Origin of the sequence: Sphingomonas zeae, assembly GCF_014197135.1 — a bacterium.
GTDB lineage: Bacteria > Pseudomonadota > Alphaproteobacteria > Sphingomonadales > Sphingomonadaceae > Sphingomonas > Sphingomonas zeae.
Window position 1 is genome coordinate 26590 of sequence record NZ_JACIFA010000004.1, and the last position, 23561, is coordinate 50150.

Sequence of the window (23561 nt, forward strand, 5' to 3'; positions counted from 1 at the left end):
GCGCCTCGCGCGCTGTCCCGGGCCTGCACGATCCATTCAGAGGCTGTTCAACGGTTGACCGCTATGCCACTTTCATGTCGATGACCGTCCTTCTGGCTCTGCTCGCCGCACCAATGGGTTCGCCGCTGATGGCCGGATCCCCGATGGGAACGGGGCTCGACCAGCGTCGCGGGGACCAGATCCGCGCCTATCAACAGCGCAAGGAAGGCAATCTGTCGCTGCGCGAGATCGAGGCGCGGGTGGTGCCTACCATGCGCGATTCGCAATATATCGGCTTCGATTATGATGCCTCGGCGGCGGTTTACACGCTCAAATTCCTGCGCAATGGCACGGTTATCTGGGTGGAGGTGGACGGCCGCACCGGCAAGGTCATCGGCCGAACCGACGGCTGATGACCGGCCTATTGGCTAATTCCATGAAATTACAGGGAGTTTTGCGATGCGCGTTCTGATCGTCGAGGACGAGCCCAATCTCGGCCAGCAGTTGAAGGCCACGCTGGAAGGTGCAGGCTATGCCATCGACCTGGCCACCGATGGCGAGGAAGGGCATTTTCTGGGCTCGACCGAAAGCTATGACGCGATCGTCCTCGACCTGGGCCTGCCGGAGATCGACGGGCTGACCGTGCTTGATCGCTGGCGGAAGGAAGGCAAGACCACGCCCGTCCTGGTGCTGACCGCGCGCGACAGCTGGTCGGACAAGGTTGCCGGGCTGGACGCGGGCGCCGACGATTACGTCGCCAAGCCCTTCCAGACCGAGGAACTGATCGCTCGGCTGCGCGCGCTGATCCGGCGCGCCAGCGGCAACGCCTCGTCCGAGCTGACCGCCGGTGACGTGCGCCTCGACACCCGGTCGGGCAAGGTCACGCGCGCGGGCGAGCCGGTGAAGCTGACCGCGCAGGAATATAAGCTGCTCAGCTATCTGCTCCACCACAAGGGCAAGGTGGTCAGCCGCACCGAGCTGATCGAACATATCTACGACCAGGATTTCGATCGCGATTCCAACACGATCGAGGTGTTCGTGACGCGTATCCGCAAGAAGCTGGGCCAGGATGTCATCACCACGATCCGGGGTCTGGGCTACAGCCTGGACGATCCGGCGGCGGGGGCTGCGGCGGCGGATCCGGCGGCCTGATCCGGCCTTTCCCGTGACGGACGGAAACACCACGCGCCCGACGCTGCGGACGGGATCGCTGTCGCGGCGCATGATCCTGATCGCCGCGGGGTGGATCCTGGTCCTGCTGACCGGCGGCGGCTTTGCGCTCGATAGGGTTCTGGTGTCCGCCGTCACCCAGAATTTCGATGATCGCCAGGCCTATGTGCTGAAGTCGCTGCTGGTGTCCGCCGGGATCGATTCGCAGGGCGAGGTCTGGTTTAACCGGGAGCCAGCCGATCAGGGATTTCTGGAGCCGGGCTCGGGCGTATACTGGCAGGTGTCGGGCAAGGGGCATGACCCCTTTCCTTCGCGGTCGCTCTGGGATCGACGGCTCGCTTATGGCCCGGTGCGCAACGACGACGATATCCATGTCTATACCAGCACACAGTTCGCGGACGAAAAGCTGCGCATCGTCGAGCGTGACGTCAAACTGCCCGGATCGGACGTCCGCTGGCGCTTCCAGGTGGCACAGCGTACGACCGAGCTCGACGCGCAGATCGGGGCGCTGCGTCGCATCCTGATCCGCAGCTTCGCGCTGCTGGGCGTCGGCCTGCTCCTGATGGCGGCGATGCAGACCTTTTACGGACTCTACCCGTTGCGCCGCGTGCGGGAGGAGATCGCGGCGATGCGCGCCGGGAAAGCCGACCGGATTTCGGATGCGATGCCCAACGAGGTCGCGCCGATGGTCGAGGAGTTGAACGCGCTCATCGAGCATAACGAGAAACAGGCCGAGGAAGCGCGGCGCCATGCGGGCAATCTGGCGCACGCGCTCAAGACCCCACTGACCGTCATCATGAACGCCGCGACCGCCCAGTCCGAGGATCTGGCCGAGACCGTCATCCGCGAAGCGCGGACGATGCGCCGTCAGGTCGACCACCATCTGGCGCGCGCCCGTGCGGTCGGGCGGCGGGGCTCGGCGCACAGCCGGGCCGAGGTCTGGCCCAGCCTGCAATCGGTCGAGCGCGCGGTCGGCCGCCTCTATCGCCATGTCCGCATCGATGTGGACGGGCCGAAGGACCTGGTCGTCCATGTCGAGCGACAGGACCTGGACGAGATGCTGGGCAATCTGGTCGAGAACGCGGCCAAATATGGCGGCGGCAGCGTCTTCGTGACGGTTGCAGCGCAGGCCGGGTTCGTCGAGATTCTGGTCGAGGACGACGGCACCGGCATTCCCGAGAACGAACGCGTCCGTATCTTCGATCGCGGTGTCCGGCTGGACACCGGCAAGCCGGGCACCGGGCTGGGCCTGGCGATCGTGCGCGACGTGGCGGAAATTTACGGTGGCACGGTCGCGCTGGAGGAGAGCGAGGATCTGGGCGGGTTGCTGGTGCGGCTCAGGCTTCCGGCGGCGGTGGGGTAAGGTGGCTCACGCGAAGCCGCGATGACGCTAAGAGAGAAGCAGAAGGATGGTTCGCGCGGAGGCGCGGAGAACGCGGAGGTGTCGTACTTGGCGGCACCGCCATTCCTTCATTTTCACCAGCTCGTGAGGAAATATCGAGCGTGCCATTCGACACGCCCCCTCCGCATTCTCCGCGCCTCCGCGCGAATACATTTCCTTCGCGTCATCGCGGCGTCGCGCGAACCCAAAAAATCAGGCGGGCACCGTCTCCAAGGCATCCATCGCCTTCGCTGCGATTCCGATCGAACGCTTGCGCGCGTCATGGTCGAAGATCGCGCTGACGATCATCACCTCGTCCACCTTGGTCCGCTCGACGAACGCCGCGAGTTGCCGCTCAACCGTCGCCGGTGCGCCGATCGCCGAGCAGGACAGGACATGGTCGAGGATCGCCGATCCCTGCACACCCAGGCTCTCGCGATAACCGGGAACGGGCGGGGGCAGCTTGCCCGGACGGCCGGTGCGAAGGGCCACGAAGGCCTGTTGCTGCGAACTCGCCAATAGTTCCGCTTCCGCATCGGTATCGGCGGCAAAGACGTTGAAGCCCGCCATCGCATAGGGCTTGTCCAGCACCGCCGAAGGGCGGAAGTCGCGGCGATAGATGGCCAGCGCATCGTCCAGCGCATCGGGCGCGAAGTGCGAGGCGAAAGCGTAAGGCAGCCCCAAGGCGGCGGCGAGCTGCGCGCCATAGAGGCTCGATCCCAATATCCACATCTGCGGGCGGGCGCCCGCGCCCGGCGTCGCGACGATGCCAGTCTGGCCATCGTCCGCGAAATAGCTTTGCAGCTCCATCACGTCGCGCGGAAAGGCATTGGGATCGCTGTCGAGTGTCCGGCGCAGCGCGCGGGCGACGCGTTGGTCCGATCCCGGCGCACGGCCCAGCCCCAGGTCGATCCGCCCGGGAAACAGCGCATCCAGCGTACCGAACTGCTCGGCGATGGTCAGCGGCGCATGGTTGGGCAGCATGATGCCGCCCGCACCGATGCGGATGGTCTTTGTCGCCTGCCCGACATGCGCCAGCACGACGGCGGTCGCGGCGGACGCGATGCCGGCCATGCCATGATGCTCGGCGGTCCAGTAGCGATGAAAGCCGACCGCTTCGGCATGGGCGGCCAGGTCGGCGGCGTTGGCCAGTGCCTGGGCCACGGTGCCGCCCTCGACGACGGGCACCAGATCGAGCAGCGAGTAACGTGTCATGTGAGCAAGATGGGGACGATCCACCGTCCCCGCCAGCCAAGAGCGGGTATCAGAAGGTCAAGCCATACTTCACCGCCATGCCCCGTTCGGGTGGCAGCATCGCGATATTACCGGGGTCGCGTCGCCAGAACAGATGCGTCGACCACTCGCCGCCGCCAAGGCGGATGCCGTGGCGCAGCTCGACCAGCGTCTCCTGACCTGTCGGGGCGAGCGATAAGCGGTTGATCGTCCAGCCATCGACCTGTCCGCTGGCATAGTCCCAATGATCGGGCAGCCGCAGGTTCAGCCCGCCGCCGCTGATCCGCAAGGGTCGTGACAGGCGCAGGTCGATCCGGTCGCCGCCGAACAACCCGGCCTTGCCTGCCTCGACCGACCAGGACCGGCTGGCCAGCAGGCCGCCGCCCAGGGCGCCCGTCGCGTGGGTCCAGCCGCTGCGCCAGCGTGCGCCCAGCGTCCAGCCGCCGTCATCCTGCCAGCGCGCGGCACCGTCGGCGAACCAGCTGAGCCCGCGCGCCTGTCCCAAGGCGCCGCCGAACCAGCCGCCCAGCACGGTCGACCGCTCGTCCAGCCGTGTGGCGCCGAAGGTCGCGGCGACCGGCCCGATCTGCCGGTCGAACGTCACCGCCAGCTGGTCATAGCCCGGCGCGACCATGCCGGGCATCGGTGCGGCGAAGCGCCCCGTCTCCGCCGTGACGCTGAGCCCCCATCGGCCCATGACATGATGCAGCGCGGCGGCGGTGCGCGGCACGCGGTCCATGCCCGCGCCGGGATCGGTCATCAGGTAAGCGGGGCCGGACTGGCCGGTCCACCCGGCGACCATCGCGTCGCCGCTGCTGGCAAAGCCGAATCCGATCGTGGTGTCGGGCGACAGGCGCTGGGTGACGCTGCCCGCGACGATCCGCTGTACCGCGTTCGTCGCGTCGGCAGGAACGATGGCGCGCAGCCGGGCTTCGCCGGGCATCGCGACGGCGCGGGTCAGTGCGATCGTGCGGGTGCCATCGCTGACCACCGATCCCTCGATCCGGCCGAGCAGCGAGGGCGCGAGCATCGGGCGCGGCGCAGCCTGCGCCAGGGTGGCGGACACATCGACGCGGTAGGCGCGGGCATAGCCATCGAGCGCGACGAGGTTCAGCCCCTCGGCCCGCGCGTCGCCCATGGCCGGAGACAGCCGCGCATTCACCCCCATCGATATGGCCGCGCCAGTGCCCGCGACGCTGGTCCCGCCGACCGGCTGGAACGCGGCGGTCAAGTCCAGCGCGCCCCGGCCATAGACGTCATCTGTGCCGCTCGTCCCGACTTCGCGCGCGGTGCGCAGCAGCAGGTCGACGATTTGCGCGCCGGTCAGGTTGGGAAAAGCCTGCGCCAGCAGCGCGGCGGCGCCGCTGATCTGCGGTGCCGCAAAGGAGGTGCCCGACCAGAGCATCCGGGTCCCGGCGGCATCGGGGGCCTCCACCCGTTCGCCCAGCGCGGTCAGGTAATGCGCGGCCGACTGGCCCGCGCGGTTGCTGAACGACGAGATGGTGCCGTTCGCGCCCACCGAACCGGCGATGATGACCTGTCCGCGCGCGACCGCATTGTTGTTGGCAATCTGCGCCATCAGCGTCGGGTTGGATTCGCCGTCATTGCCCGCCGCGATGACGATCACCATGCCGGCCGCCGTCGCCCGTCCGATCGCCGCGAGTAGGGCGTTGGGCGGCGTGTCGTTGGATCCCAGCGAGATGTTGACGACCCGCACGCCCGCCTTGCGCGCGGTGTCCAGCCCCAGCGCGATCGCGTCCGAGGAAAAGCTGCAATTGCCGCCCAGCCCGCCCTGGGCCGCGGTGTCGGTGCAACTGCCGGGCTTGTCGGCACGCAAAGCGACCAGGGTCGCCTCGAACGCCACGCCCTGCGCCCGGTTGCCGCTCCGTCCGCCGAGCGCGGTGAAGGCGACGGCGGTGCCATGCCCGTCTTCGTCCCCGATCCCGCGCGTCCCTGCGACATCGGTGGAGGCGGCCGAGATCCGCCCGGTGAACGCGCCGGTGCGATCGTCCACGCCGGAATCGATCACGCCCAGCGCGATGCCCGCGCCCGTCGCCCCGCGCTGATACGCCGCCAGCGCGTTCATCGCGACTGCCCCCGCGGTGGCGCGGTAGCCTGGGGTATCGTAATTCGGGACTGGGGCAGGGGTGGGCGTCGGAGCGGACGTCGCGGTCGGCGTGGGGCTGGCGATCGGGGTCGGCATCGACTGCACACCGGTGCCGCTGCCCCCGCAAGCCGCCACCATCGTGCCCGCGCCGACGACCATGCACCAGATGGCCGCGATACCCCCCGCACCGCGCGCATTCCGCCCCCGCAACCCCAGCCCCCTCATCCCTTTTACGTCCTGCCTTTGCGCATTGTCATAGGAGTGGGCCGCCGCGCCGGGAAAGCGGGATTTTTGCAGCCAGTGGCCGGAGCTGGGACGGTTGCGTTCTCGATCGGGCGGCTTGCGGCCATGGGGCCTCGCGCCTACACGCTGCCGCCATGTTGCCCGCGCTCGCCCATATCGACGCCTGGATCTTCGATCTGGACAATACGCTGTATCCGGCGAGCGCGAATCTGTTCACGCATATCGACCGGCGGATGACGCAGTTCGTCGGCGACCTGCTGGGCCTGGACCCGGCCGAGGCGTTCCGGGTGCAGAAGGAATATTTCCATGCGCACGGCACCACGCTGGCCGGTCTGATGGCCAAGCATGACGTCGATCCCGCCGCCTTCCTGGCCTATGTCCATGATATCGAGATGGATGTGCTGGAGCAGGACGCGCCGCTGGCCGCCGCGTTGGCGAAGCTGCCGGGGCGCAAGCTGGTCTTCACCAATGGCGACAAGCCCTATGCGCTCAAGGTCCTCGACCGGCTGGGGTTGGGCAGCCATTTCGAGGCGGTGCACGACATCACCGCCATGGGCCTGGTCCCCAAGCCGCAGCCCTCCGCCTATGCGGGGCTGTGCGCGGCATTCGACATCGATCCGACCCGCGCGATCTTCTTCGAGGACATGGCGCGCAACCTGGTCCCCGCCAAGGCGATCGGGATGACGACCGTGTGGGTCGACAACGGCTCGGAACAGGGGCCGGAAGCCGCCCGCGACCATATCGACTATACCGTCCACGCGCTGACGCCGTGGCTGACGAGCATATTGGAGGACTGACGATGGCACATGAACTGGCCGCCACCATCGACGCCGCCTGGGAAAACCGGGCCGAACTGACCTTCGCGACGCAAGGCGAGGAGCGGATCGCGGTCGACCGCGCGCTGGCGCTGCTCGACAGCGGCGAGGCGCGCGTGGCCGAGCCCGACGGCCATGGCGGCTGGACCGTCAACCAGTGGCTGAAAAAGGCCGTCCTCCTGTCGTTCCGGCTGAACGACAACGTCCTGATCGACAATGGTCCGGGTGCGGGCCACTGGTTCGACAAGGTGCCGTCGAAGTTCAGCGGCTGGTCGGAAGCCGACTTCCGTGCCGCCGGTTTCCGCGCGGTGCCGGGCTCCGTCGTGCGGCGCGGCGCGCATGTCGCCAAGGGCGCAATCCTGATGCCGAGCTTCGTCAATATCGGCGCCCATGTCGGTGAGGGCACGATGGTCGACACCTGGGCGACCGTGGGCAGCTGTGCGCAGATCGGCAAGAACGTGCACCTGTCGGGTGGTGCGGGCATCGGCGGCGTGCTGGAGCCGCTGCAGGCCGACCCCGTCATCATCGAGGATGGTGCGTTCATCGGTGCGCGCGCCGAAGTGGCCGAGGGCGTCCGCGTCGGCGAGGGCGCGGTGCTGTCGATGGGGGTCTATCTGGGCGCCTCGACCAAGATCATCGACCGCGAGACGGGCGAAGTCTTCCGGGGCCATGTGCCGCCTTACTCGGTGGTGGTGCCCGGCACGACCCCGTCGGTCGACGGCAAGCCGGGGCTTTACTGCGCGGTGATCGTCAAGCGCGTCGATGCGCAGACTCGGTCGAAGACCAGCATCAACGACCTGCTGCGGGATTGATGGCGCGCGACGCCTGAACATTGGTACGCCCCGTTCGATAAAGGGGTGACCTCCATTCTAGGCACGCCCCTCCCGCACGCGGGAGGGGATGGGGGAGGGAAAGCCACAGGAGCTGCTCTGGGTGAGACTCCTTGCCCTCCAAAACCCTCACGTCTGCGGAGGGGTTTAAGGTTCACGCGAAGCCGCAAAGCCGTGAAGTAGAATGAGGTTCGCGCGGAGGCGCGGAGAACGCGGAGGTGTGGTGCCCGGCGGCAGCCTTCATCCTGCCTCTCCAGCCTGCGATGAAAACGGGACGTTCGCCAAAGGCGACCCACCTCCGCGTTCTCCGCGCCTCCGCGTGAATCAAAAATCCTTCTGCTTCGCGTCCTCGCGGCTTCGCGTGAACCAGAACTACAATCCGACCCGCTTCGCCAGCCACCGCGCCGCCGCCTCGGGGCTTTCCTTCGCCGCATCGTCGCGGTCGACCCGGTAGTTCGCCTCGCGCATCGCCTCGACGGGAATCCGGTTCACCATCGGCCGCAGTGCCTGCACGAACTTGGCATCCCCCGCGCGGTCCTTCGCCATCAGCAGCACCGCGTCATAGCCGGGGATCGCCCGCTTCGGATCGCTCAGTACGGTCAGCCGCTCCGCTGCGATCCGGCCATCGGAGGAAAAGGCGGAGATCACATCCGCCCGTCCGCTCTCGAGCGCGCGGTACATGAAGGTCGGGCTGTACGGCGTCATGCTGGCAAAACGCAGGCCGTAAGCATCGCGCACCGCCGCCCATTCGGGCCGGTCGAGAAACTCCAGGTCGCTGCCCAGCTTCAGCCGCGGCGCCCAGCTCGCCAGATCGGTGAGCGAGCGCACGCCCAGCCGCTGCGCCAGCGGCGTCTTCATCGCAAAGGCATAGGCATTCTCGAACCCCAGCGGCCCCAGCATCACCACGTCGCGGGTTGCCGTCCAATCCTTCAGCGCGCCCAGCATCGCGGCACGGGGCGGGGCGTCATGCCGGTGCATCGCCGTCGTCCACAAGGTCCCGGCATAATCGACATAGACGTCGACGCGCCCCCCCGCCGTCGCCTCGAACGCCACGGTCGATCCCAGCCCGTCACGATAGCTGACGTCATATCCCGCTTGCGTCAGCCGGTCGCCGATGAGTCGCGCCAATATATATTGCTCGGAAAAATTCTTCGCCCCTATCACCACCTGCCGCCGTGCATCGCCACCCCGCGGCCAGAGTGGCTGCGTCGCCAACGCAATCCCCAGCGCCAGTGCGATGAGCCCGCCCAGCCACATGGCTTTCCGCCGTGCCGCCAGCCCGCGCTCGATCAGCCCGATCAGCGCATCGACCGCCAGCGCCAGCGCGGCGGCGGCGAAGCATCCCGCCAGCACCAGCGCCCAGGCCTGGGTCTGGAGCCCCGCGAAGATCAGGTCACCCAAGCTTGGCTGGCCCACCGTGGTCGACAGCGTCGCCGCCCCGATCGTCCAGACCGCCGCGGTGCGGATGCCCGCCGCCAGCACCGGCGCGACGAGCGGCGCCTCGACCAGCCGCAGCTTTTGCCCGCGCGTCATCCCCACCGCATCGGCAGCCTGCAACACCGCCGGGTCGAGCCCGACCAGCCCCGTCACGCCATTGCGCAGGATCGGCAGCAGCGCATAGAGCGTCAGCGCCAGCAGCGAGGGCAGAAAGCCCAGCGCCGGTATCCCGCCGCCGACCAGCCCCGACAGGGTCAGCAACAGCGGATAGAATAGCGCGAGCAGCGCCAGTGCGGGAATGGTCTGCACCAGGCTGGCCAGCCCCAGCGCGATCCGCGCCAGCGCCGGCCGTCGCGCACAGGCAAAGGCCAGCGGCATCGCGATGGCGATGCCCAGCAGCAGCGCCGCCATGCTGACCAGCACATGCTGCGCGAGGAGCGGCGGCACGCGCGTCAGCGCGTCGAGAAAGGCGCTCATCGGGCGAGCGCCGCGAGCCGTTCGGCCTGATGCCGAGGCACCGCCATCAGCCCTTCCGCGACCGGGCCGCCTTGACCCGCCACCAATTGGGCGGGCGTGGCATCCGCCACGATCCGCCCCTCGTCCATCACCAGCACGCGCGAGGCGGTGAGCAAGGCTTCGGCCATGTCATGGGTTACCAGCAGGGTGGTCAGCCCCAGCCGCGCGTGCAGATCGACCAGCCGCCCCGCCACCGCATCGCGCGTGACGGGATCGAGCGCGCCCAGCGCTTCGTCCAGCAACAGGATCGGCGGCGCGGTCGCCAATGCGCGGGCGATGGCGACGCGCTGACGCTGCCCGCCGGACAGCGCGTCTGGCGTGCGCGTCGCCACGTCGCGCGGCAGTTCGACCAGATCGAGCATCTCGCCGACGCGGTCGCCCACCGGTCGCCCCGCCAGCGTCAGGCCGATCGCGATATTGGCGGCGACCGTCATATGGGGGAACAGGCCATGCTGTTGAAACACATAGCCGATCCGGCGGCGCAGGCGATGGGCAGGCTGATCGGTGACATCCCGGCCATCGATCGTCACCGAACCCGAATCGGGTTCCTCCAGCCGGTTGATCATGCGCAGCAGGGTCGACTTGCCCGAGCCCGACGCGCCGACCAGCGCGACGAACGCGCCGGGCGCGATGGTCAGCGAGACATCGTCGATCGCCGTGACCATGCCATAGCGGCGGCGCACGCGATCGAGCGCGATCATGGGGGAAGCGGAATTCACGGCAGACCCAACGCGGGATAGGCGCATTCCGCCTCATCCCGTCATGTTTCGGGGCTATACCGCGCCCGTGCCAGACGATAAGGCGCGTAAAACATGTTCAACATGGCGGCTCATTTGAACCGTCAGGAGAGTAAGATGACCCAGACCGCCAGCCAGGTTCTCGACCGTGTCCTCGTCCTCGAAATGGTCCGCGTGACCGAGGCGGCGGCTATCGCGGCCTCGACCCTGGTCGGACGCGGCGACGAAAAGGCGGCGGACGCGGCGGCGGTCGAGGCGATGCGCGCCGCGCTCAACGAACTCGACATGGACGGCACCGTCGTCATCGGCGAGGGCGAGCGCGATGAGGCGCCGATGCTGTTCATCGGCGAGAAGGTCGGCACCGGCAAAGGCCCCGAGATCGACATCGCGCTCGACCCGCTGGAGGGCACCACCATCTGCGCCAAGGCCGGACCCAACAGCCTGGCGGTGCTGGCGATCGCGGAGAAGGGGCATCTCCTCAACGCGCCCGACGTCTATATGGACAAGATCGCGGTCGGCCCCGGCTATCCGGCGGGCGTCATCGATCTGGACCGCAGCCCCAGCGACAATATCCGCGCCATCGCCGAGGCCAAGGGGGTTCAGGCTAAGGACATCGTCGTATGCGTGCTCGACCGGCCCCGGCATGAAGGGCTGATCGCCGAATTGCGCGGCCTGGGCTGCGGCGTGGTGCTGATCGGTGACGGCGACGTGGCGGGGGTGATCGCGACCACCGACCCGGATACGACGATCGACGTCTATATGGGCTCGGGTGGCGCGCCCGAGGGCGTGTTGGCCTGCGCGGCGCTGCGTTGTGTCGGCGGGCAGTTCAAGGGGCGGCTGCTGTTCCGCAACGATGCCGAGCGGGCGCGGGCGCACAAATGGGGCGTGACCGATCTCGACAAGCAATATGACCTGACCGAACTGGCGCAGGGCGACTGTATCTTCGCGGCGACCGGCGTGACCGACGGTTCGCTGCTGGCGGGCGTGAAACGGCACGCCAAGGTCATGACGACCGAGAGCGTGGTGATGCGCGCTTCGTCGGGCACGGTCCGCTGGGTCAAGGGGCAGCATCGGCTTTGATGCGTGAAGGATGTGTCTTGACTAAGCCCCTCCCCTTCAGGGGAGGGGTTGGGGTGGGGTCTCGCCTCGCACCCGGTGCTTGCGCAAGCGCGCCACCCCCTGCCCCTGCCCCTCCCCTGAAGGGGAGGGGTGGATGGTAGCCGCCGCCCTGTTGCTGCTCGCGGCCCTTGGCGGTGTCTGGTGGTTCCACAAAGGCGATCTGGGCGAATATCGGCAGTTCAAGACGCTGAACGACGGCCATTCGCGGCGGATGCGGTTTCGGCTGTGGCTGGTGCGGGCGGCGTTGGCGTTCCTGTTGCCGGTGGTGGTCGGGCTGGTGCTGCTCGGCCGAATCGACGCGTTGGTGGTGATGCCGGACGAGTTCGCCGCCATCGCGCGCATCATGCCGCCGATCTTCGACAGTGGCGAAGCCATGCAGGGGATGCTGATCGGTGGCGCGATCGGTGGACTGGTCGCCGGTGCGTTGCTGGCGCGGGTGAGGGGGCGCAAGCCACTCGGCGACGTCTCCGCGCTGCTGCCGCGCGAACGGCGCGAACTGAAATATACCGCGGCGCTCAGCGTCATGGCGGGGGTGACGGAGGAGGCGTTCTTCCGCCTTTACCTGCCGCTGCTGGTCGCGATGGCGACGGGGCAGGCGGGCATCGGCTTTGCCGCGTCGCTGATCCTGTTCGGGGCGATGCACCGCTATCAGGGCTGGGTCGGTATCCTGGTCACCACCGCCTTGGGGGCGGTGATGACCGGACTGTATCTGATGACCGGCGCGCTGTGGGTGGTGATGCTGGTCCATGTGCTGGTCGACCTGAACGGTCTGGTCGTGACGCCGTTGCTGAGCGGGGCGCTCAGCAAAAATCCTCCCCGGCACGGGGAGGGGGACCAGCCATAGGCTGGTGGAGGGGGCGTGCCGCAAAGGACGACCTTTATGGCAAGCCCCCTCCGTCAGGGCTTGCGCCCTGCCACCTCCCCTCGCAGGGGAAAAATCCTTTTAGTTCTTCAGCCGCCAGCCGGTGCGGAAGATCCAACCGATCCATGCCAGGCACGCCAGCAGGAACAGCGCCGTCACCCCCAGGCTCACCCCCGGCGTCACGTCCGAGGTGCCGAAGAAGGTCCAGCGAAAGCCGTTGATGAGATACACGACCGGGTTGAACAGCGTCACGGTGCGCCACGGTTCGGGCAGGATCGTCACCGAGTAGAAAGCGCCGCCGAGGAAGGTCAGCGGCGTGACGATCAGCAGCGGAATGACCTGCAACTGTTCGAACCCGCGCGCCCAGATGCCGATGGCGAAGCCGAACAGTGAGAAGGTCACGGCGACCAGCAACAGGTAGAAGAGCATCGCCACCGGATGCAGGATCGACAGGTCGACGAACAGATAGGCGGTGGCCAGGATCACCAGCCCGATCACCATCGACTTGCTCGCCGCGGCACCGACATAGCCCAGCACCGTCTCGATCGGCGACAAGGGCGCCGACAATATCTCGTACATGGTCCCGGTGAATTTGGGCATGTAGATGCCCAGACTGGCGTTCAGGATGCTCTCCGAAAAGATCGACAGCAGCATGAGCCCCGGCACGATGAACGCGCCATAGGGCACGCCGGAGACCTGGTTCATCGCCGATCCGATCGCGGTGCCGAACACCACGAAATACAGAGTGGTGGTGATGACCGGCACCATCAGACTGGTCCACACCGTCCGCCGGAACCGCGCCATTTCGAAGCGATAGATCGACCATATGCCATGCAGGTTCATGCGCGCGTCCCCTCGACCAGATCGACGAAGATATCCTCCAGCGAGGATTTGTAGGTTTCCAGATCGTTGAAGCCGATATCCATGTCGCCCAGCTGGCGCAGCAGCGAAGGGATGCCGGTCCGCTCGGCACGCGCGTCGAAGATATACCGCAGGCGCTTGCCCTCATCCTCCAGCGTCAGATTCCACTCGCCCAGTTCCGCCGGGATCGCCGTCATCGGCTCGGCCAGCGTCAGCACCATCTCGCGCTTGCCGAGCTTCTTCATCATCTCGGCCTTTTCCTCGACCAGCAGCAGCTTGCCCTTGGCGATCACGCCCACCCGGTCGGCCATCTCCTCGGCCTCCTCGATATAATGGGTGGTCAGGATGATGGTGACGCCCCGCTCGCGAAGCCGGTGGACCAGTTTCCACATGTCGCGGCGCAGTTCGACGTCGACGCCCGCCGTGGGTTCGTCGAGGAACAGCAGATCGGGTTCGTGGGACAGCGCCTTGGCGATCAGCACGCGGCGCTTCATGCCGCCCGACAGCTCCATCAGCTTGGCATGGCGCTTGTCCCACAGCGACAGGTCGCGCAGGACCTGCTCGACATAGGCCGGATCGGGTGCGCGGCCGAAGAGGCCCCGGCTGAAATTGACCGTGTCGATGACCCGCTCGAACATGTCGACCGACAGTTCCTGCGGCACCAGCCCGATCTTGCGTCGCGCGCCCTTATAGTCGCGAAGCGCATCATGCCCGTCGACGCGGATCGTGCCCGCAGAGGGCGTGACAATGCCGCAGACGATCGAGATCAGCGTCGTCTTGCCCGCCCCGTTCGGACCCAGCAAAGCGAAGATTTCTCCGCGCCTTATCTCCAGGTCGACGGGTTGGAGGGCGGTGACGCCGCCCTTATAGGTCTTGGTCACGCCCTCGACGGACAGGATCGGGTCGGTCATGCGGCAGAGTCCCCCGTTGGAAGACCGCCGCTTTATCAACCGTTTCGCGCGGCGGCGATGGCCTTTTGCAACTCCTCGATCGGCAGCGCACCCGACAGGACGCGGTTGCCGACGATCCAGCTCGGCGTGCCGGTCAGGCCCAGGCGACCGGCGGCCTCCAGATTGCGCCGGATCTCGGCATCCGCCTGGGGCTGGAACGCGGCCATCTTGCTCATGTCGACCCCGGCCTTGGCGGCGGCGGCGGCAATGGTCGCGTCGCTGACGGGACCACCGGCATAGAGCGCGTCGTGGAAGGCGGCGAACTTGCCCTGGGACGCGGCAAGCAGGCTGGCGCGCGCCGCCGCCTTGCTCGATGGCGCCAGGATTGGCAGCTCGCGATAGACGATGCGCAATTTCGGATCGGCCTGGGTCAGCGCTTTCAGCAGCGGCAGGCTGGCCCGGCAATATCCGCAATTATAGTCGTAGAACTCGACCAGCGTGACATCGCCCTTGGGGTTGCCGGTATAGGCATTGCCGAACGGCTTGGTCAGGTCGCCGCCGATCGCGGCCACCGCCTTGCCCTGTTCGCGGTCCTGCAGGCGCTGCATCGCCTCCGGGATAACCTCGGGATGGTCGAGCAGATAGGCACGGATCGTGTCGCCCGATGCGGCATTCGGCGCGACGAGGGGGGCGAGCGCCATAGCGGCGCCGCCGCCGACCAGGCCACCCAGAACCGCGACGGCGGCCAGTGTCTTCACCCCCATCAGCGGCGCTTCTTCTTCGAACTGGCGGCGGCGTCGGCAGAGGTCATGGCGATATCCTGCGCCCGAATCCATTCGGACGTGTTGGGGGTGAGATTGGCCATCGCATAGCGCGCGCTCTGGATGGCCGTACGGTTGTCGCCCATCATGCTGGCCCGCTCGGCCGTGGCGAGCGCAGCCCGTGGCTCGTCGCCCAGCTGCTCATAAGCGGTGCCCAGCTGGACCCAGGCAAAGGGGTTGTCCTCGTCGCGCTGGACCGCGACCTTCAGCACCTTCACCGCTTCGGGCAGGTTGCGCTTGTCCTCGGTCGCGATGAGGGCATGGCCAAAGGTCGTGGCGATCAGCGCATTCTGGCCCGACCCCATGGTCGCGGCGCGCAAGGGGGCCAGCGCCTCCTGCGGCTTGCCCGATTCGAGCAGGATCTGGCCCTGGATTTCCTCGAAATAAGGATCCTTGGGGTCCTTGGCGATCAGCGCGGCGGCCTCGGCCTCGGCTTTGTCGGGATAGGCGGCCTTGTGATAGGCATAGGCCCGGGCATAGTGCGCATAGATCGATTGGTCGCTGTCCGGATATTTGCTCAGCGTCGTCTCGGGCGGCGAGACATAGCCGAACAGCTTGGCCTTTACCCGCAGGAACCGCTCCTGGAGTTTGGCGTCGATCGGCTTGTTCCAGGCGGGCGAGGCCTGGAGATCGGCGGTCAGCGACTGGATGCGCACCGACGACAGCGGATGGGTCTGCGCGAACGGGTCGATATTGGTGTAGCCATAACGATATTGCTGGTTCTGGAGCTTCTTGAAGAAGCTCAGCATCCCCTTGCCGGTGACGCCGGCCGTCGTCAGATAGCGCGCACCCGCCGCGTCGGCGGCCGATTCCTGGTTGCGGCTGAAGGCGAGGACCTGGCCCATCGCCGCCTGCTGCCCCGCCGCCATGACGCCCATGCCCGCCGCACCGCCGCCCATCGCGAGGGTCGCCAGCCCCAGTACCATCGACAGCAGCTGCATCTTCATCGCGGGCTTCATCGCCTGCTCGCCCAGGATGACATGGCCATCGGCGATATGGCCCAACTCGTGCGCGACGACGCCCTGCACCTCGTTCACATTGTCCGCCGCCTGGAGCAGCCCCGAATGGACATAGACGATCTGTCCGCCCGCGACGAAGGCGTTGATCGAATCGTCGTTGATGAGCACGATCTTCACGTCGCGAGGCGACAGCCCGGCGGCCTTGATCATCGGTGCAGCCATGTCGGCGAACAGCGATTCGGTTTCGGCATCGCGCAGGATCGATTGCGCGGCGGCCGGTTGCGCCCAGACCAGGACCGTAACGGCAAAGGCGGCGATCAGACGCTTCATGCTTCCTCTATCCACGGGTCGGTTGCGGTACACAACCTGCTATGCAGGATATGACGGGGTGGATGGGCTCTGGCATAGGGCGGCTGAACGCCTGGCGAACGAAAGGGTGTCGTGATGATGGTGATGATCGAGTCCGGGCCGGCTTATCCCATGCCCAAACTTGCCGACTGCACCATCGCGGGTGCCCGGCCTGAGATCCGGCGGATGGCGGATTTGCCCAAGCCGGTGCACGACGCGCTGCTGGCGGCGATCGGCCGCCCCATTGCCGACGCGGGCGCGCCGTTCAACCCATCGGATGTCGTGGCCCCCCACTCGCCGCCGCGCGTGCGGTTCCTGCGGGCGTATCGGGTGCGCGACCTGTGGCTGGTCTGGATCGAACAGGGCGGCATCGGCCACGACTTCCGCCTGCTCGGTTTTCGCGATGCGGCAAAGGGGGTGAGCGTCGCCGTGCCAGTCCCGCGAGGGGCGGGCCGTAACCTGTGCACCGCGTCGCGGGCGATGGCGAAGGTTTAAGCCTCTCCTCCCCTTCAGGGGTGGGCGCTTCCGCAAGCGCTTCGTCGGGGGATAGGCCCCACCCCAACCCCTCCCCTGAAGGGGAGGGGCTATATTGGCCAACCGACCGGCGTTACGCCTGCTCGGCTTCCTTGCGGGCGCGCTCTTCGTAGAAGTTGCGGACCACGTCCCAGGCTTCCTCGGCGGTTTCGACATAGGTGAAGATGCCGAGATCCCGCTCGGACACCACGCCTTCCTCGACCAGCGCCTCGAAATTGACGACGCGTTCCCAGAAGGCGCGGCCGAACAGCAGGACGGGAATGGGCTGGATTTTGCCCGTCTGGATCAGGGTCAGCAGCTCGAACAGCTCGTCGAACGTGCCGAAGCCGCCCGGGAAGGCCGCCAGTGCGCGCGCGTGGAGCAGGAAGTGCATCTTACGCAGCGCGAAATAGTGGAACTGCAAGGACAGCGACGGCGTGACGTACGGATTGGGTGCCTGCTCGTGCGGCAGGACGATGTTGAGCCCGACCGACTCGGCGCCGACGTCATGGGCACCGCGATTGGCGGCTTCCATGATCGAGGGGCCGCCCCCCGAGCAGACCACGAACTGGCGCATCCCGCGATCATCACGGGGCAGGCGGCTGGTGATCTGGGCCAGTTCGCGCGCGATGTCGTAATATTTGCTCTTGGCGACGAGGTTCTCGGCGATCTTGCGCGACTTGTCGTCATGCGCCAGCGCCAGCAACGCCTCGGCCTTGGCGGGCTCCGGGATGCGGGCCGAGCCATAGAAGACGAAGGTCGAGGCGATCTTGGCCTCTTCAAGCAGAAGCTGCGCCTTCAGCAGTTCCAGCTGGAAACGCACGGGGCGAAGGTCTTCGCGCAGCAGGAAGTCCATGTCCTGAAAGGCCAGCGTATAGGCCGGGCTTTCGGTCTGCGGCGTCGAGACGATCGTCTTGGCGCTCTCGGCGTCCTGGCTGGCATTGGGGAAGACGCGGTTCGGTACTTGGGTTTTATCGGTCATTTTGGGTGATGTAGGGTATCGTTGTCGCTCGCGCTACCGGCAAAAATGCGCCGCATCATCCTCCAGATGCAGGTGGTTGCGGTGTGCCGCGTTATAGTCGGGGCTCAGCACCGTGCCGAACCGCCGACACGCTGAGGCGCGGATGGTGGTCCAGAATTGCCGGATCTGCGGGTCGCTCGAATACCAGTCGCCCAGCAGCGTGATCCGCCGCCCGTCCTTCAGCACGAAGCCGCCGATATCCACCGCATTGGCCAGCGCATGGCCCGAACGCCGGTCGCCGATCCGCGCGCTGCCGACGATATTGCGACAGGCATAGGTGCCCATCCCCTCGACCTTGACCAGCGGCGAACCGAGAATCTGCCACGCGGCAGGGGCGACGGCGTTGCGCACCCATCCTGCAAAAGCCCGCGCATTGCCGCACCGCATCGCGGTGACGCCGGTGACCGGCACGCCGATGTCGGTCAGTTGCACTGCGCCGTACAGGCCGCAGCCGGGGCCAAGATCCTTGTCGGGCAGGCGGCGATAATCCACCCCCTCGCGCCGCAGATCGGCTTCGCATTGGGCTGTCTCGCGCACTGGCGGGCGATAGGGTTCGGGGCGCGAGGCCTGCTGGACGGGTCGGTCGGGACGGCCGCATGCCGAGAGCAGCGCGGCCCCCAGAATCGGGACGATCAAGAACAGGGGGACGCGAACCATATGCCCCCTTGTTCCTCGCCGCTTCGCTTTTGTCAGCCCCGATCAGTCATGCGGAGGCGTGTCTGCGACATGCTCCAATATGTCGCCCGGCTGGCAATCGAGCGCGGTGCAGATCGCATCCAGCGTGGTGAAGCGGATCGCCCGTGCCTTGCCGGTCTTCAGGATCGACAGGTTGGCGAGCGTCAGGTCGACCCGCTCAGCCAGTTCGGTCAGCGACATGCGGCGGTCGAGCAACAGCCGGTCGAGATTGATGCGGATCGCCATCAGATCGTTCCTTCGGCATCCTCGCGCAGCCGCACGCCCTCACGGAAAATCTGCGCCAGCACCAGCGTCAGCAGGATGGCGAACACGCCGTCCACGCCCATCGGCTTGACCATGCCCTGCGCATCGAAGGGCAGGATAGGGGGCAGCGCGAATTGCAGCAGATAGGCGACCGCTATGGTGCCCGCGATCCAGTTCAGCCGCTTGACATTGGCGAGGGTGAAGGGCGCGCCCGCCGCCGTGCTGCGCAGCATCTGGATCAGCGGAAGCAGCGCGGCCCAGGCGAGGCCCAGCGCGATCAGCATGACCGCCAGTGCTGCGGCGACCACGCTGGGCGTCTTCACGTCCAGCGCCTGTGGGTTGACATGCACCGCCCCCAGCGCGCCGGGCGAGATCGCATTCACGATCAGCACCCCGACCGCCGCCAGGAGGACCGCCGTGACGAAGGCCAGAATGGCGAGCAGGACCGTGTAGAGCAGCGTACTGATGTGACTGGCAAAGCGTGTCATGACCGTCGGTCCTCCATTTCTTGCGAATATTGTTATTCGATAAATCCGTATCGAATGTCATGCAATATAATTATTGAAAAACGATATGCTCCGCCGCTTGAGCCCTCAATCTAGGCCGAAGGTGCGCCTATGGGGGGCGCAGTGTGAAGCGACCGGACGTTGCGAAATCGCCGCAACCAGCCGTGTCGCGAATGCAAAATTGCGTCACAACGATTGTGGTTGTCATCTTCGATCGACATCGTTAGGGCCGTCGACGGGCCACGCGGTCCCAACGCCGCGCGTGCTCTCTGTGAGGAGAGTCTTAAATGACTGATATGACTGCCGCCGACGCCACGCTTGCGCCTGCGAAGCCCGCCACCAAACCGGCGCGTCCCTATTTTTCCAGTGGCCCCTGCGCCAAGCCTCCCGGATGGGATGCCGCCAAGCTCGCGACGGACAGCCTTGGCCGTTCGCATCGCTCGAAGCTGGGCAAGCAGCGGCTGCAATATTGCATCGACCTGATGCGCGAGCTGCTCAAGCTTCCCGACACCCACCGCATCGGCATTGTCCCCGGCTCCGACACCGGCGCGTTCGAGATGGCGATGTGGACCATGTTGGGCGCGCGGCCCGTCACGACGCTAGCCTGGGAAAGCTTCGGTGAGGGCTGGGTGACCGACGCGGTCAAGCAGTTGAAGCTCGATCCCACGGTCCTGCGCGCCGATTACGGCCAGATCGCGGACCTGAACGCGGTCGACTGGTCGAACGACGTGCTATTCACCTGGAACGGCACCACCTCGGGCGTGCGCGTGCCGAACGGCGACTGGATCGCCGACGACCGCGAAGGCCTGTCCTTCGCCGACGCGACCAGCGCGGTGTTCGCCTATGACCTGCCCTGGGACAAGATCGATGTCGCGACCTTCTCGTGGCAGAAGGTGCTGGGCGGCGAGGGCGCGCACGGCGTCCTGATCCTCGGCCCGCGCGCGGTCGAGCGACTGGAGACCTATACCCCCGCCTGGCCGCTGCCCAAGGTGTTCCGCCTGGTGTCGAAGGGCAAGCTGGCCGAGGGCGTATTCAAGGGCGAGACGATCAACACGCCCTCGATGCTCGCGGTCGAAGACGCGATCTTCGCGCTCGAATGGGGCAAGGGCCTTGGCGGCGCCGAGGGGCTCATCAAGCGGTCGGATGCCAATGCGGCGGCGCTGAACAAGATCGTCGAGGAGCGCGATTGGCTCGGTCATCTCGCCGCCGATCCGGCGATCCGCTCGACCACCAGCGTCTGCCTGACGGTCGAGGGCGCGGATGAGGCGGTCATCAAGAAGATGGCCTCGCTGCTCGAAGCCGAAGGCGCGGCCTATGACGTGGCGGGTTATCGCGACGCGCCCGCTGGCCTGCGCATCTGGTGCGGCGCCACGGTCGAGACCGCCGATATCGAGGCGCTCGGCCCATGGCTCGACTGGGCCTACGCGACCGCCAAGGCGGCCTGATCCTTATACCTGCCCCGGCCAGCGTGCCGGGGACCTTCCCCATTCCACATCCCCGGCCGTGCCGGGGTGACGAGGTGCACCATGCCCAAAGTTCTCATCAGCGACAAAATGGACCCCAAGGCCGCCCAGATCTTCCGCGAGCGCGGGGTCGAGGTGGACGAAATCACCGGCAAGACGCCCGAAGAGCTGAAGGCGATCATCGGCCAGTATGACGGCCTGGCGATCCGCAGCTCGACCAAGGTGACCAAGGACATCCTCGAGCACGCGACCAATTTGAAGGTCGTCGGCCGCGCCGGGATCGGTGTCGATAACGTCGACATTCCCGCCGCCAGCGCCAAGGGCGTGGTGGTGATGAACACGCCGTTCGGCAACTCGATCACCACTGCCGAACACGCCATCGCGCTGATGTTCGCGCTTGCCCGCCAGCTGCCCGAGGCCGATGCCTCGACGCAAGCGGGCAAGTGGGAGAAGAACCGCTTCATGGGCGTCGAGCTGACGTCGAAGACGCTTGGCCTGATCGGTGCGGGCAATATCGGCTCGATCGTCGCCGACCGCGCGTTGGGCTTGCGGATGAAGGTCGTCGCCTTCGACCCGTTCCTGACGCCCGAACGCGCGCTGGAAATGGGCGTCGATAAGGTGACGCTGGACGAACTGCTGGCGCGTGCCGACTTCATCACGCTGCACACGCCCTTGACCGACCAGACCCGCAACATCCTGTCGGCCGAGAACCTCGCCAAGACCAAGAAGGGCGTGCGCATCATCAACTGCGCGCGTGGCGGCCTGATCGACGAGGACGCGTTGAAGGCGGGCCTCGATTCGGGTCATATCGGCGGCGCGGCGCTCGACGTGTTCAAGGTGGAGCCAGCCAAGGAAAGCCCGCTGTTCGGCACGCCGAACTTCATCTCGACGCCGCATCTCGGCGCGTCGACCACCGAAGCGCAGGTCAATGTCGCGATCCAGGTCGCCGAGCAGCTGGCCGACTTCCTGGTCTCGGGCGGCGTCACCAACGCGCTCAACATGCCCAGCCTCACCGCCGAGGAAGCCCCCAAGCTCAAGCCGTATATGGCGCTGGCCGAAAAGCTCGGCTCGCTGGTCGGCCAGCTGGCGCACGGCGCGGTGACGGGCATCGCGATCGAGGCGGAGGGTGCCGCCGCCGCGCTGAACCTCAAGCCGATCACGGGCGCCGTGCTGGCGGGTTTCATGCGCGTCCATTCGGACACGGTGAACATGGTCAACGCGCCGTTCCTGGCCAAGGAGCGCGGGCTCGACGTACGCGAAGTGCGCCATGACCGGGAGGGTGATTACCACACGCTGGTCCGCGTCACGGTGACGACCGCGGACGGCGAGCGTTCGGTCGCGGGTACGCTGTTCGGCGATCAGGCCCCGCGTCTGGTCGAGCTGTTCGGCATCAAGGTCGAGGCCGATCTGGCCGGGCCGATGCTGTACGTCGTCAACGAGGACGCGCCGGGCTTCATCGGCCGCCTGGGCACCACGCTGGGCGAGGCGGGCGTCAATATCGGCACCTTCCACCTCGGCCGCCGCTCGGCGGGCGGCGAGGCGGTGCTGCTGCTCTCGGTCGACGAGGCGGTGGACGCGGAGCTGCTGGCCAAGGTCAAGGCGCTGCCGGGCGTGAAGACCGCGATGGGGTTGGCGTTCTGATCCGATAGGGTCGGAAAGTTTGGCCGAGGGGCCGGGTGCGTAAGGCATCCGGCTCCTTTGTCTTGGGTTTCAGTCGAGGCGCTTCGCCTGCACCAAGCATGGCTTGGCGAATGGCGCGAAGGGCTTGGGCTGACGCCGTGATGCCCGCCAGGAGCGAAGTGCTATCTGCAGGCGGAAAGCAGTGATGGGCTGACCCAACTCGATAAGAAATGAGGCGCTAGGCCCCCCGTCCGTTACTCTACCGGTTCTGGTGAAAGCAGCGCGTCTCGGCGCGCGCGGGCCTTGGCCGCCTCGTCCAAGTTGAGGTCGAGTCGCTCCATCTGTTCATCCAGCAGGGCGGGGAAGGGCGCATGTGGATGCACCGCCGCCAGGGTGAAGGTCTCATCCTGGACCGGATCGTAATGGATCCATGCCGTCTCGGTCTTGCCGATGTCACTGACAACGGCAGCATTGTTAGGGGTTCCGATCGCCGCGTAGGTAATGCGCGAAGTGCCGCGTTTGTCGGCACGGTGGGTGACGCGCGCCCAGACGGGTTGCAGGATGGCGGGCTGCTTGAATGCCTTTATCGTTGCCGAAAGCTGACCATAGCGACGTAGCATGTAGACGCCCAGGATGCCGAACAGGGCCATCATGCCCAGCGCGCCGGTGAGCCGATTCCAGAACTTCTCGATAGCCAGCGACAGGGTAAGATTGTCCGGATTGCCCCGCTCCGCGAGGACCACGCTTTCATATTCGCGGAAGCCCGGCTCGACGAAGGAGAAGGACACTGACCGGGTCTGGCTCGTGCCGTCCCGGCGATAAAGGATATCCGCCTTACAATTGATGCTGAGCTTGCGCGAACGACATCCGGCGTTGCTGATCTCGGCGTCGCTGACCTCGACCGGCGCGCGCAGGATGCGGTAATCGGAATAGAGGCCGGGCAGCGCCGAAATCCCGACGCCCAGAAAGAAGGCCAGGAAGATGAGGCCTAGGAACGGCATCTTCCGATGATCGGCAAAACCCGGATGCCGGACCGCGATCGGCCGATCGGGAAGGAGCCCCGATGGATCGGGCAGCGCGTAATCCGAATGCGTTTTCAAGATAATGATCCCTGTTTCTCAAATGTCGCCATGAGTATGATAATTGGGATGTAAAGTCGTTGCGCCTCCGGAAGGTTCCTGCCGTGCCTGC

Annotated in this window: 23 protein-coding genes; 10 read left to right on the forward strand and 13 right to left on the reverse strand. The window is 66.6% G+C overall.

Translation table 11 applies throughout. The features are described 5' to 3' along the window. The first annotated feature begins 74 nt into the window (after positions 1-74). From GGR45_RS07195 to GGR45_RS07205, 3 genes are all read left to right on the forward strand, one after another. Positions 75-392 carry a PepSY domain-containing protein gene (locus GGR45_RS07195; protein WP_175311756.1) on the forward strand — a complete coding sequence of 106 codons (318 nt, stop codon included), beginning with the start codon at positions 75-77 and terminating at the stop codon, positions 390-392. A 46-nt stretch (positions 393-438) separates the two neighbouring features. Further along, positions 439-1131, forward strand: coding sequence for a response regulator transcription factor (locus GGR45_RS07200; protein WP_175311755.1), 693 nt, complete (start codon positions 439-441; stop codon positions 1129-1131). 70 nt (positions 1132-1201) lie between these two features. Then, positions 1202-2512, forward strand: a complete 1311-nt coding sequence (locus tag GGR45_RS07205; RefSeq protein WP_175311808.1) for a sensor histidine kinase — start codon at positions 1202-1204, stop codon at positions 2510-2512. A 231-nt stretch (positions 2513-2743) separates the two neighbouring features. Here GGR45_RS07205 and GGR45_RS07210 read toward each other — a convergent pair whose 3' ends face one another. After that, positions 2744-3745 carry an LLM class flavin-dependent oxidoreductase gene (locus GGR45_RS07210; RefSeq protein ID WP_175311754.1) on the reverse strand — a complete coding sequence of 334 codons (1002 nt, stop codon included), beginning with the start codon at positions 3743-3745 and terminating at the stop codon, positions 2744-2746. 49 nt (positions 3746-3794) lie between these two features. Continuing rightward, entirely contained in the window at positions 3795-6080 is a 2286-nt protein-coding gene (locus GGR45_RS07215) for a S8 family peptidase (protein ID WP_246358106.1), read from the reverse strand. A gap of 167 nt (positions 6081-6247) precedes the next feature. Here GGR45_RS07215 and GGR45_RS07220 point away from each other — a divergent pair, with 167 nt between their 5' ends. Together GGR45_RS07220 and dapD are read left to right on the forward strand one after the other, a co-directional pair. After that, positions 6248-6910, forward strand: coding sequence for a pyrimidine 5'-nucleotidase (locus GGR45_RS07220; protein WP_175311753.1), 663 nt, complete (start codon positions 6248-6250; stop codon positions 6908-6910). Positions 6911-6912: 2 nt separating this feature from the next. Continuing rightward, complete coding sequence (gene dapD / locus GGR45_RS07225; protein ID WP_175311752.1) at positions 6913-7740, forward strand: 2,3,4,5-tetrahydropyridine-2,6-dicarboxylate N-succinyltransferase; 828 nt, start codon at positions 6913-6915, stop codon at positions 7738-7740. A 390-nt stretch (positions 7741-8130) separates the two neighbouring features. Here the strand turns inward: dapD and GGR45_RS07230 are convergent, their stop codons facing one another. Together GGR45_RS07230 and GGR45_RS07235 are read right to left on the reverse strand one after the other, a co-directional pair. Next, entirely contained in the window at positions 8131-9672 is a 1542-nt protein-coding gene (locus GGR45_RS07230) for a glycine betaine ABC transporter substrate-binding protein (RefSeq protein WP_175311751.1), read from the reverse strand. Then, on the reverse strand, positions 9669-10412 hold the full coding sequence (locus GGR45_RS07235) for an ATP-binding cassette domain-containing protein (RefSeq protein WP_175311806.1): 744 nt from the start codon (positions 10410-10412) through the stop codon (positions 9669-9671). The genes GGR45_RS07230 and GGR45_RS07235 overlap by 4 nt, the downstream gene beginning before the upstream one ends. 153 nt (positions 10413-10565) lie before the next feature. Between GGR45_RS07235 and glpX the strand changes: the two genes are divergently transcribed. Continuing rightward, positions 10566-11528: a class II fructose-bisphosphatase gene (gene glpX, locus GGR45_RS07240; RefSeq protein WP_175311750.1), complete on the forward strand. Its 963-nt coding sequence runs from the start codon at positions 10566-10568 to the stop codon at positions 11526-11528. Between the two features lie 133 nt (positions 11529-11661). Then, complete coding sequence (locus tag GGR45_RS07245) at positions 11662-12411, forward strand: CPBP family intramembrane glutamic endopeptidase (RefSeq protein WP_175311749.1); 750 nt, start codon at positions 11662-11664, stop codon at positions 12409-12411. Positions 12412-12510: 99 nt separating this feature from the next. Here GGR45_RS07245 and GGR45_RS07250 read toward each other — a convergent pair whose 3' ends face one another. Genes GGR45_RS07250 through GGR45_RS07265 form a run of 4 tightly spaced genes read right to left on the reverse strand, consistent with a single transcriptional unit; the run spans position 12511 to position 16290 of the window. After that, positions 12511-13272, reverse strand: coding sequence for an ABC transporter permease (locus GGR45_RS07250; protein ID WP_175311748.1), 762 nt, complete (start codon positions 13270-13272; stop codon positions 12511-12513). Next, complete coding sequence (locus tag GGR45_RS07255) at positions 13269-14201, reverse strand: ABC transporter ATP-binding protein (protein ID WP_175311747.1); 933 nt, start codon at positions 14199-14201, stop codon at positions 13269-13271. The genes GGR45_RS07250 and GGR45_RS07255 overlap by 4 nt, the downstream gene beginning before the upstream one ends. 35 nt (positions 14202-14236) lie before the next feature. Continuing rightward, entirely contained in the window at positions 14237-14944 is a 708-nt protein-coding gene (locus tag GGR45_RS07260) for a DsbA family protein (RefSeq protein ID WP_175311746.1), read from the reverse strand. Further along, positions 14944-16290, reverse strand: a complete 1347-nt coding sequence (locus GGR45_RS07265) for a M48 family metalloprotease (protein ID WP_175311745.1) — start codon at positions 16288-16290, stop codon at positions 14944-14946. Before GGR45_RS07265 ends, GGR45_RS07260 begins: the two co-directional genes overlap by 1 nt. A gap of 114 nt (positions 16291-16404) precedes the next feature. On the opposite strand from GGR45_RS07265, the gene GGR45_RS07270 reads away from it, so the two are divergent. Then, positions 16405-16803 carry a hypothetical protein gene (locus GGR45_RS07270; protein WP_175311744.1) on the forward strand — a complete coding sequence of 133 codons (399 nt, stop codon included), beginning with the start codon at positions 16405-16407 and terminating at the stop codon, positions 16801-16803. Positions 16804-16915: 112 nt separating this feature from the next. Here GGR45_RS07270 and GGR45_RS07275 read toward each other — a convergent pair whose 3' ends face one another. From GGR45_RS07275 to GGR45_RS07290, 4 genes are read right to left on the reverse strand one after another with little or no spacing between them, the layout of a single operon-like run. Next, positions 16916-17803 (reverse strand): LOG family protein, encoded by an 888-nt coding sequence (locus tag GGR45_RS07275; RefSeq protein ID WP_175311743.1) that lies wholly within the window; start codon positions 17801-17803, stop codon positions 16916-16918. Positions 17804-17836: 33 nt separating this feature from the next. Further along, positions 17837-18499, reverse strand: coding sequence for an extensin-like domain-containing protein (locus GGR45_RS07280; RefSeq protein ID WP_175311742.1), 663 nt, complete (start codon positions 18497-18499; stop codon positions 17837-17839). A 42-nt stretch (positions 18500-18541) separates the two neighbouring features. Next, positions 18542-18763 (reverse strand): helix-turn-helix domain-containing protein, encoded by a 222-nt coding sequence (locus GGR45_RS07285; protein ID WP_175311741.1) that lies wholly within the window; start codon positions 18761-18763, stop codon positions 18542-18544. Continuing rightward, on the reverse strand, positions 18763-19269 hold the full coding sequence (locus GGR45_RS07290) for a DUF2975 domain-containing protein (protein WP_175311740.1): 507 nt from the start codon (positions 19267-19269) through the stop codon (positions 18763-18765). The genes GGR45_RS07285 and GGR45_RS07290 overlap by 1 nt, the downstream gene beginning before the upstream one ends. Before the next feature lie 305 nt (positions 19270-19574). On the opposite strand from GGR45_RS07290, the gene GGR45_RS07295 reads away from it, so the two are divergent. Both GGR45_RS07295 and serA read left to right on the forward strand, forming a co-directional pair. Beyond that, complete coding sequence (locus tag GGR45_RS07295) at positions 19575-20732, forward strand: phosphoserine transaminase (RefSeq protein WP_175311739.1); 1158 nt, start codon at positions 19575-19577, stop codon at positions 20730-20732. 81 nt (positions 20733-20813) lie between these two features. Beyond that, positions 20814-22391: a phosphoglycerate dehydrogenase gene (gene serA / locus GGR45_RS07300; protein ID WP_175311738.1), complete on the forward strand. Its 1578-nt coding sequence runs from the start codon at positions 20814-20816 to the stop codon at positions 22389-22391. Between the two features lie 233 nt (positions 22392-22624). Here serA and GGR45_RS07305 read toward each other — a convergent pair whose 3' ends face one another. Then, on the reverse strand, positions 22625-23470 hold the full coding sequence (locus GGR45_RS07305) for a hypothetical protein (RefSeq protein ID WP_175311737.1): 846 nt from the start codon (positions 23468-23470) through the stop codon (positions 22625-22627). Positions 23471-23561 lie beyond the last annotated feature (91 nt).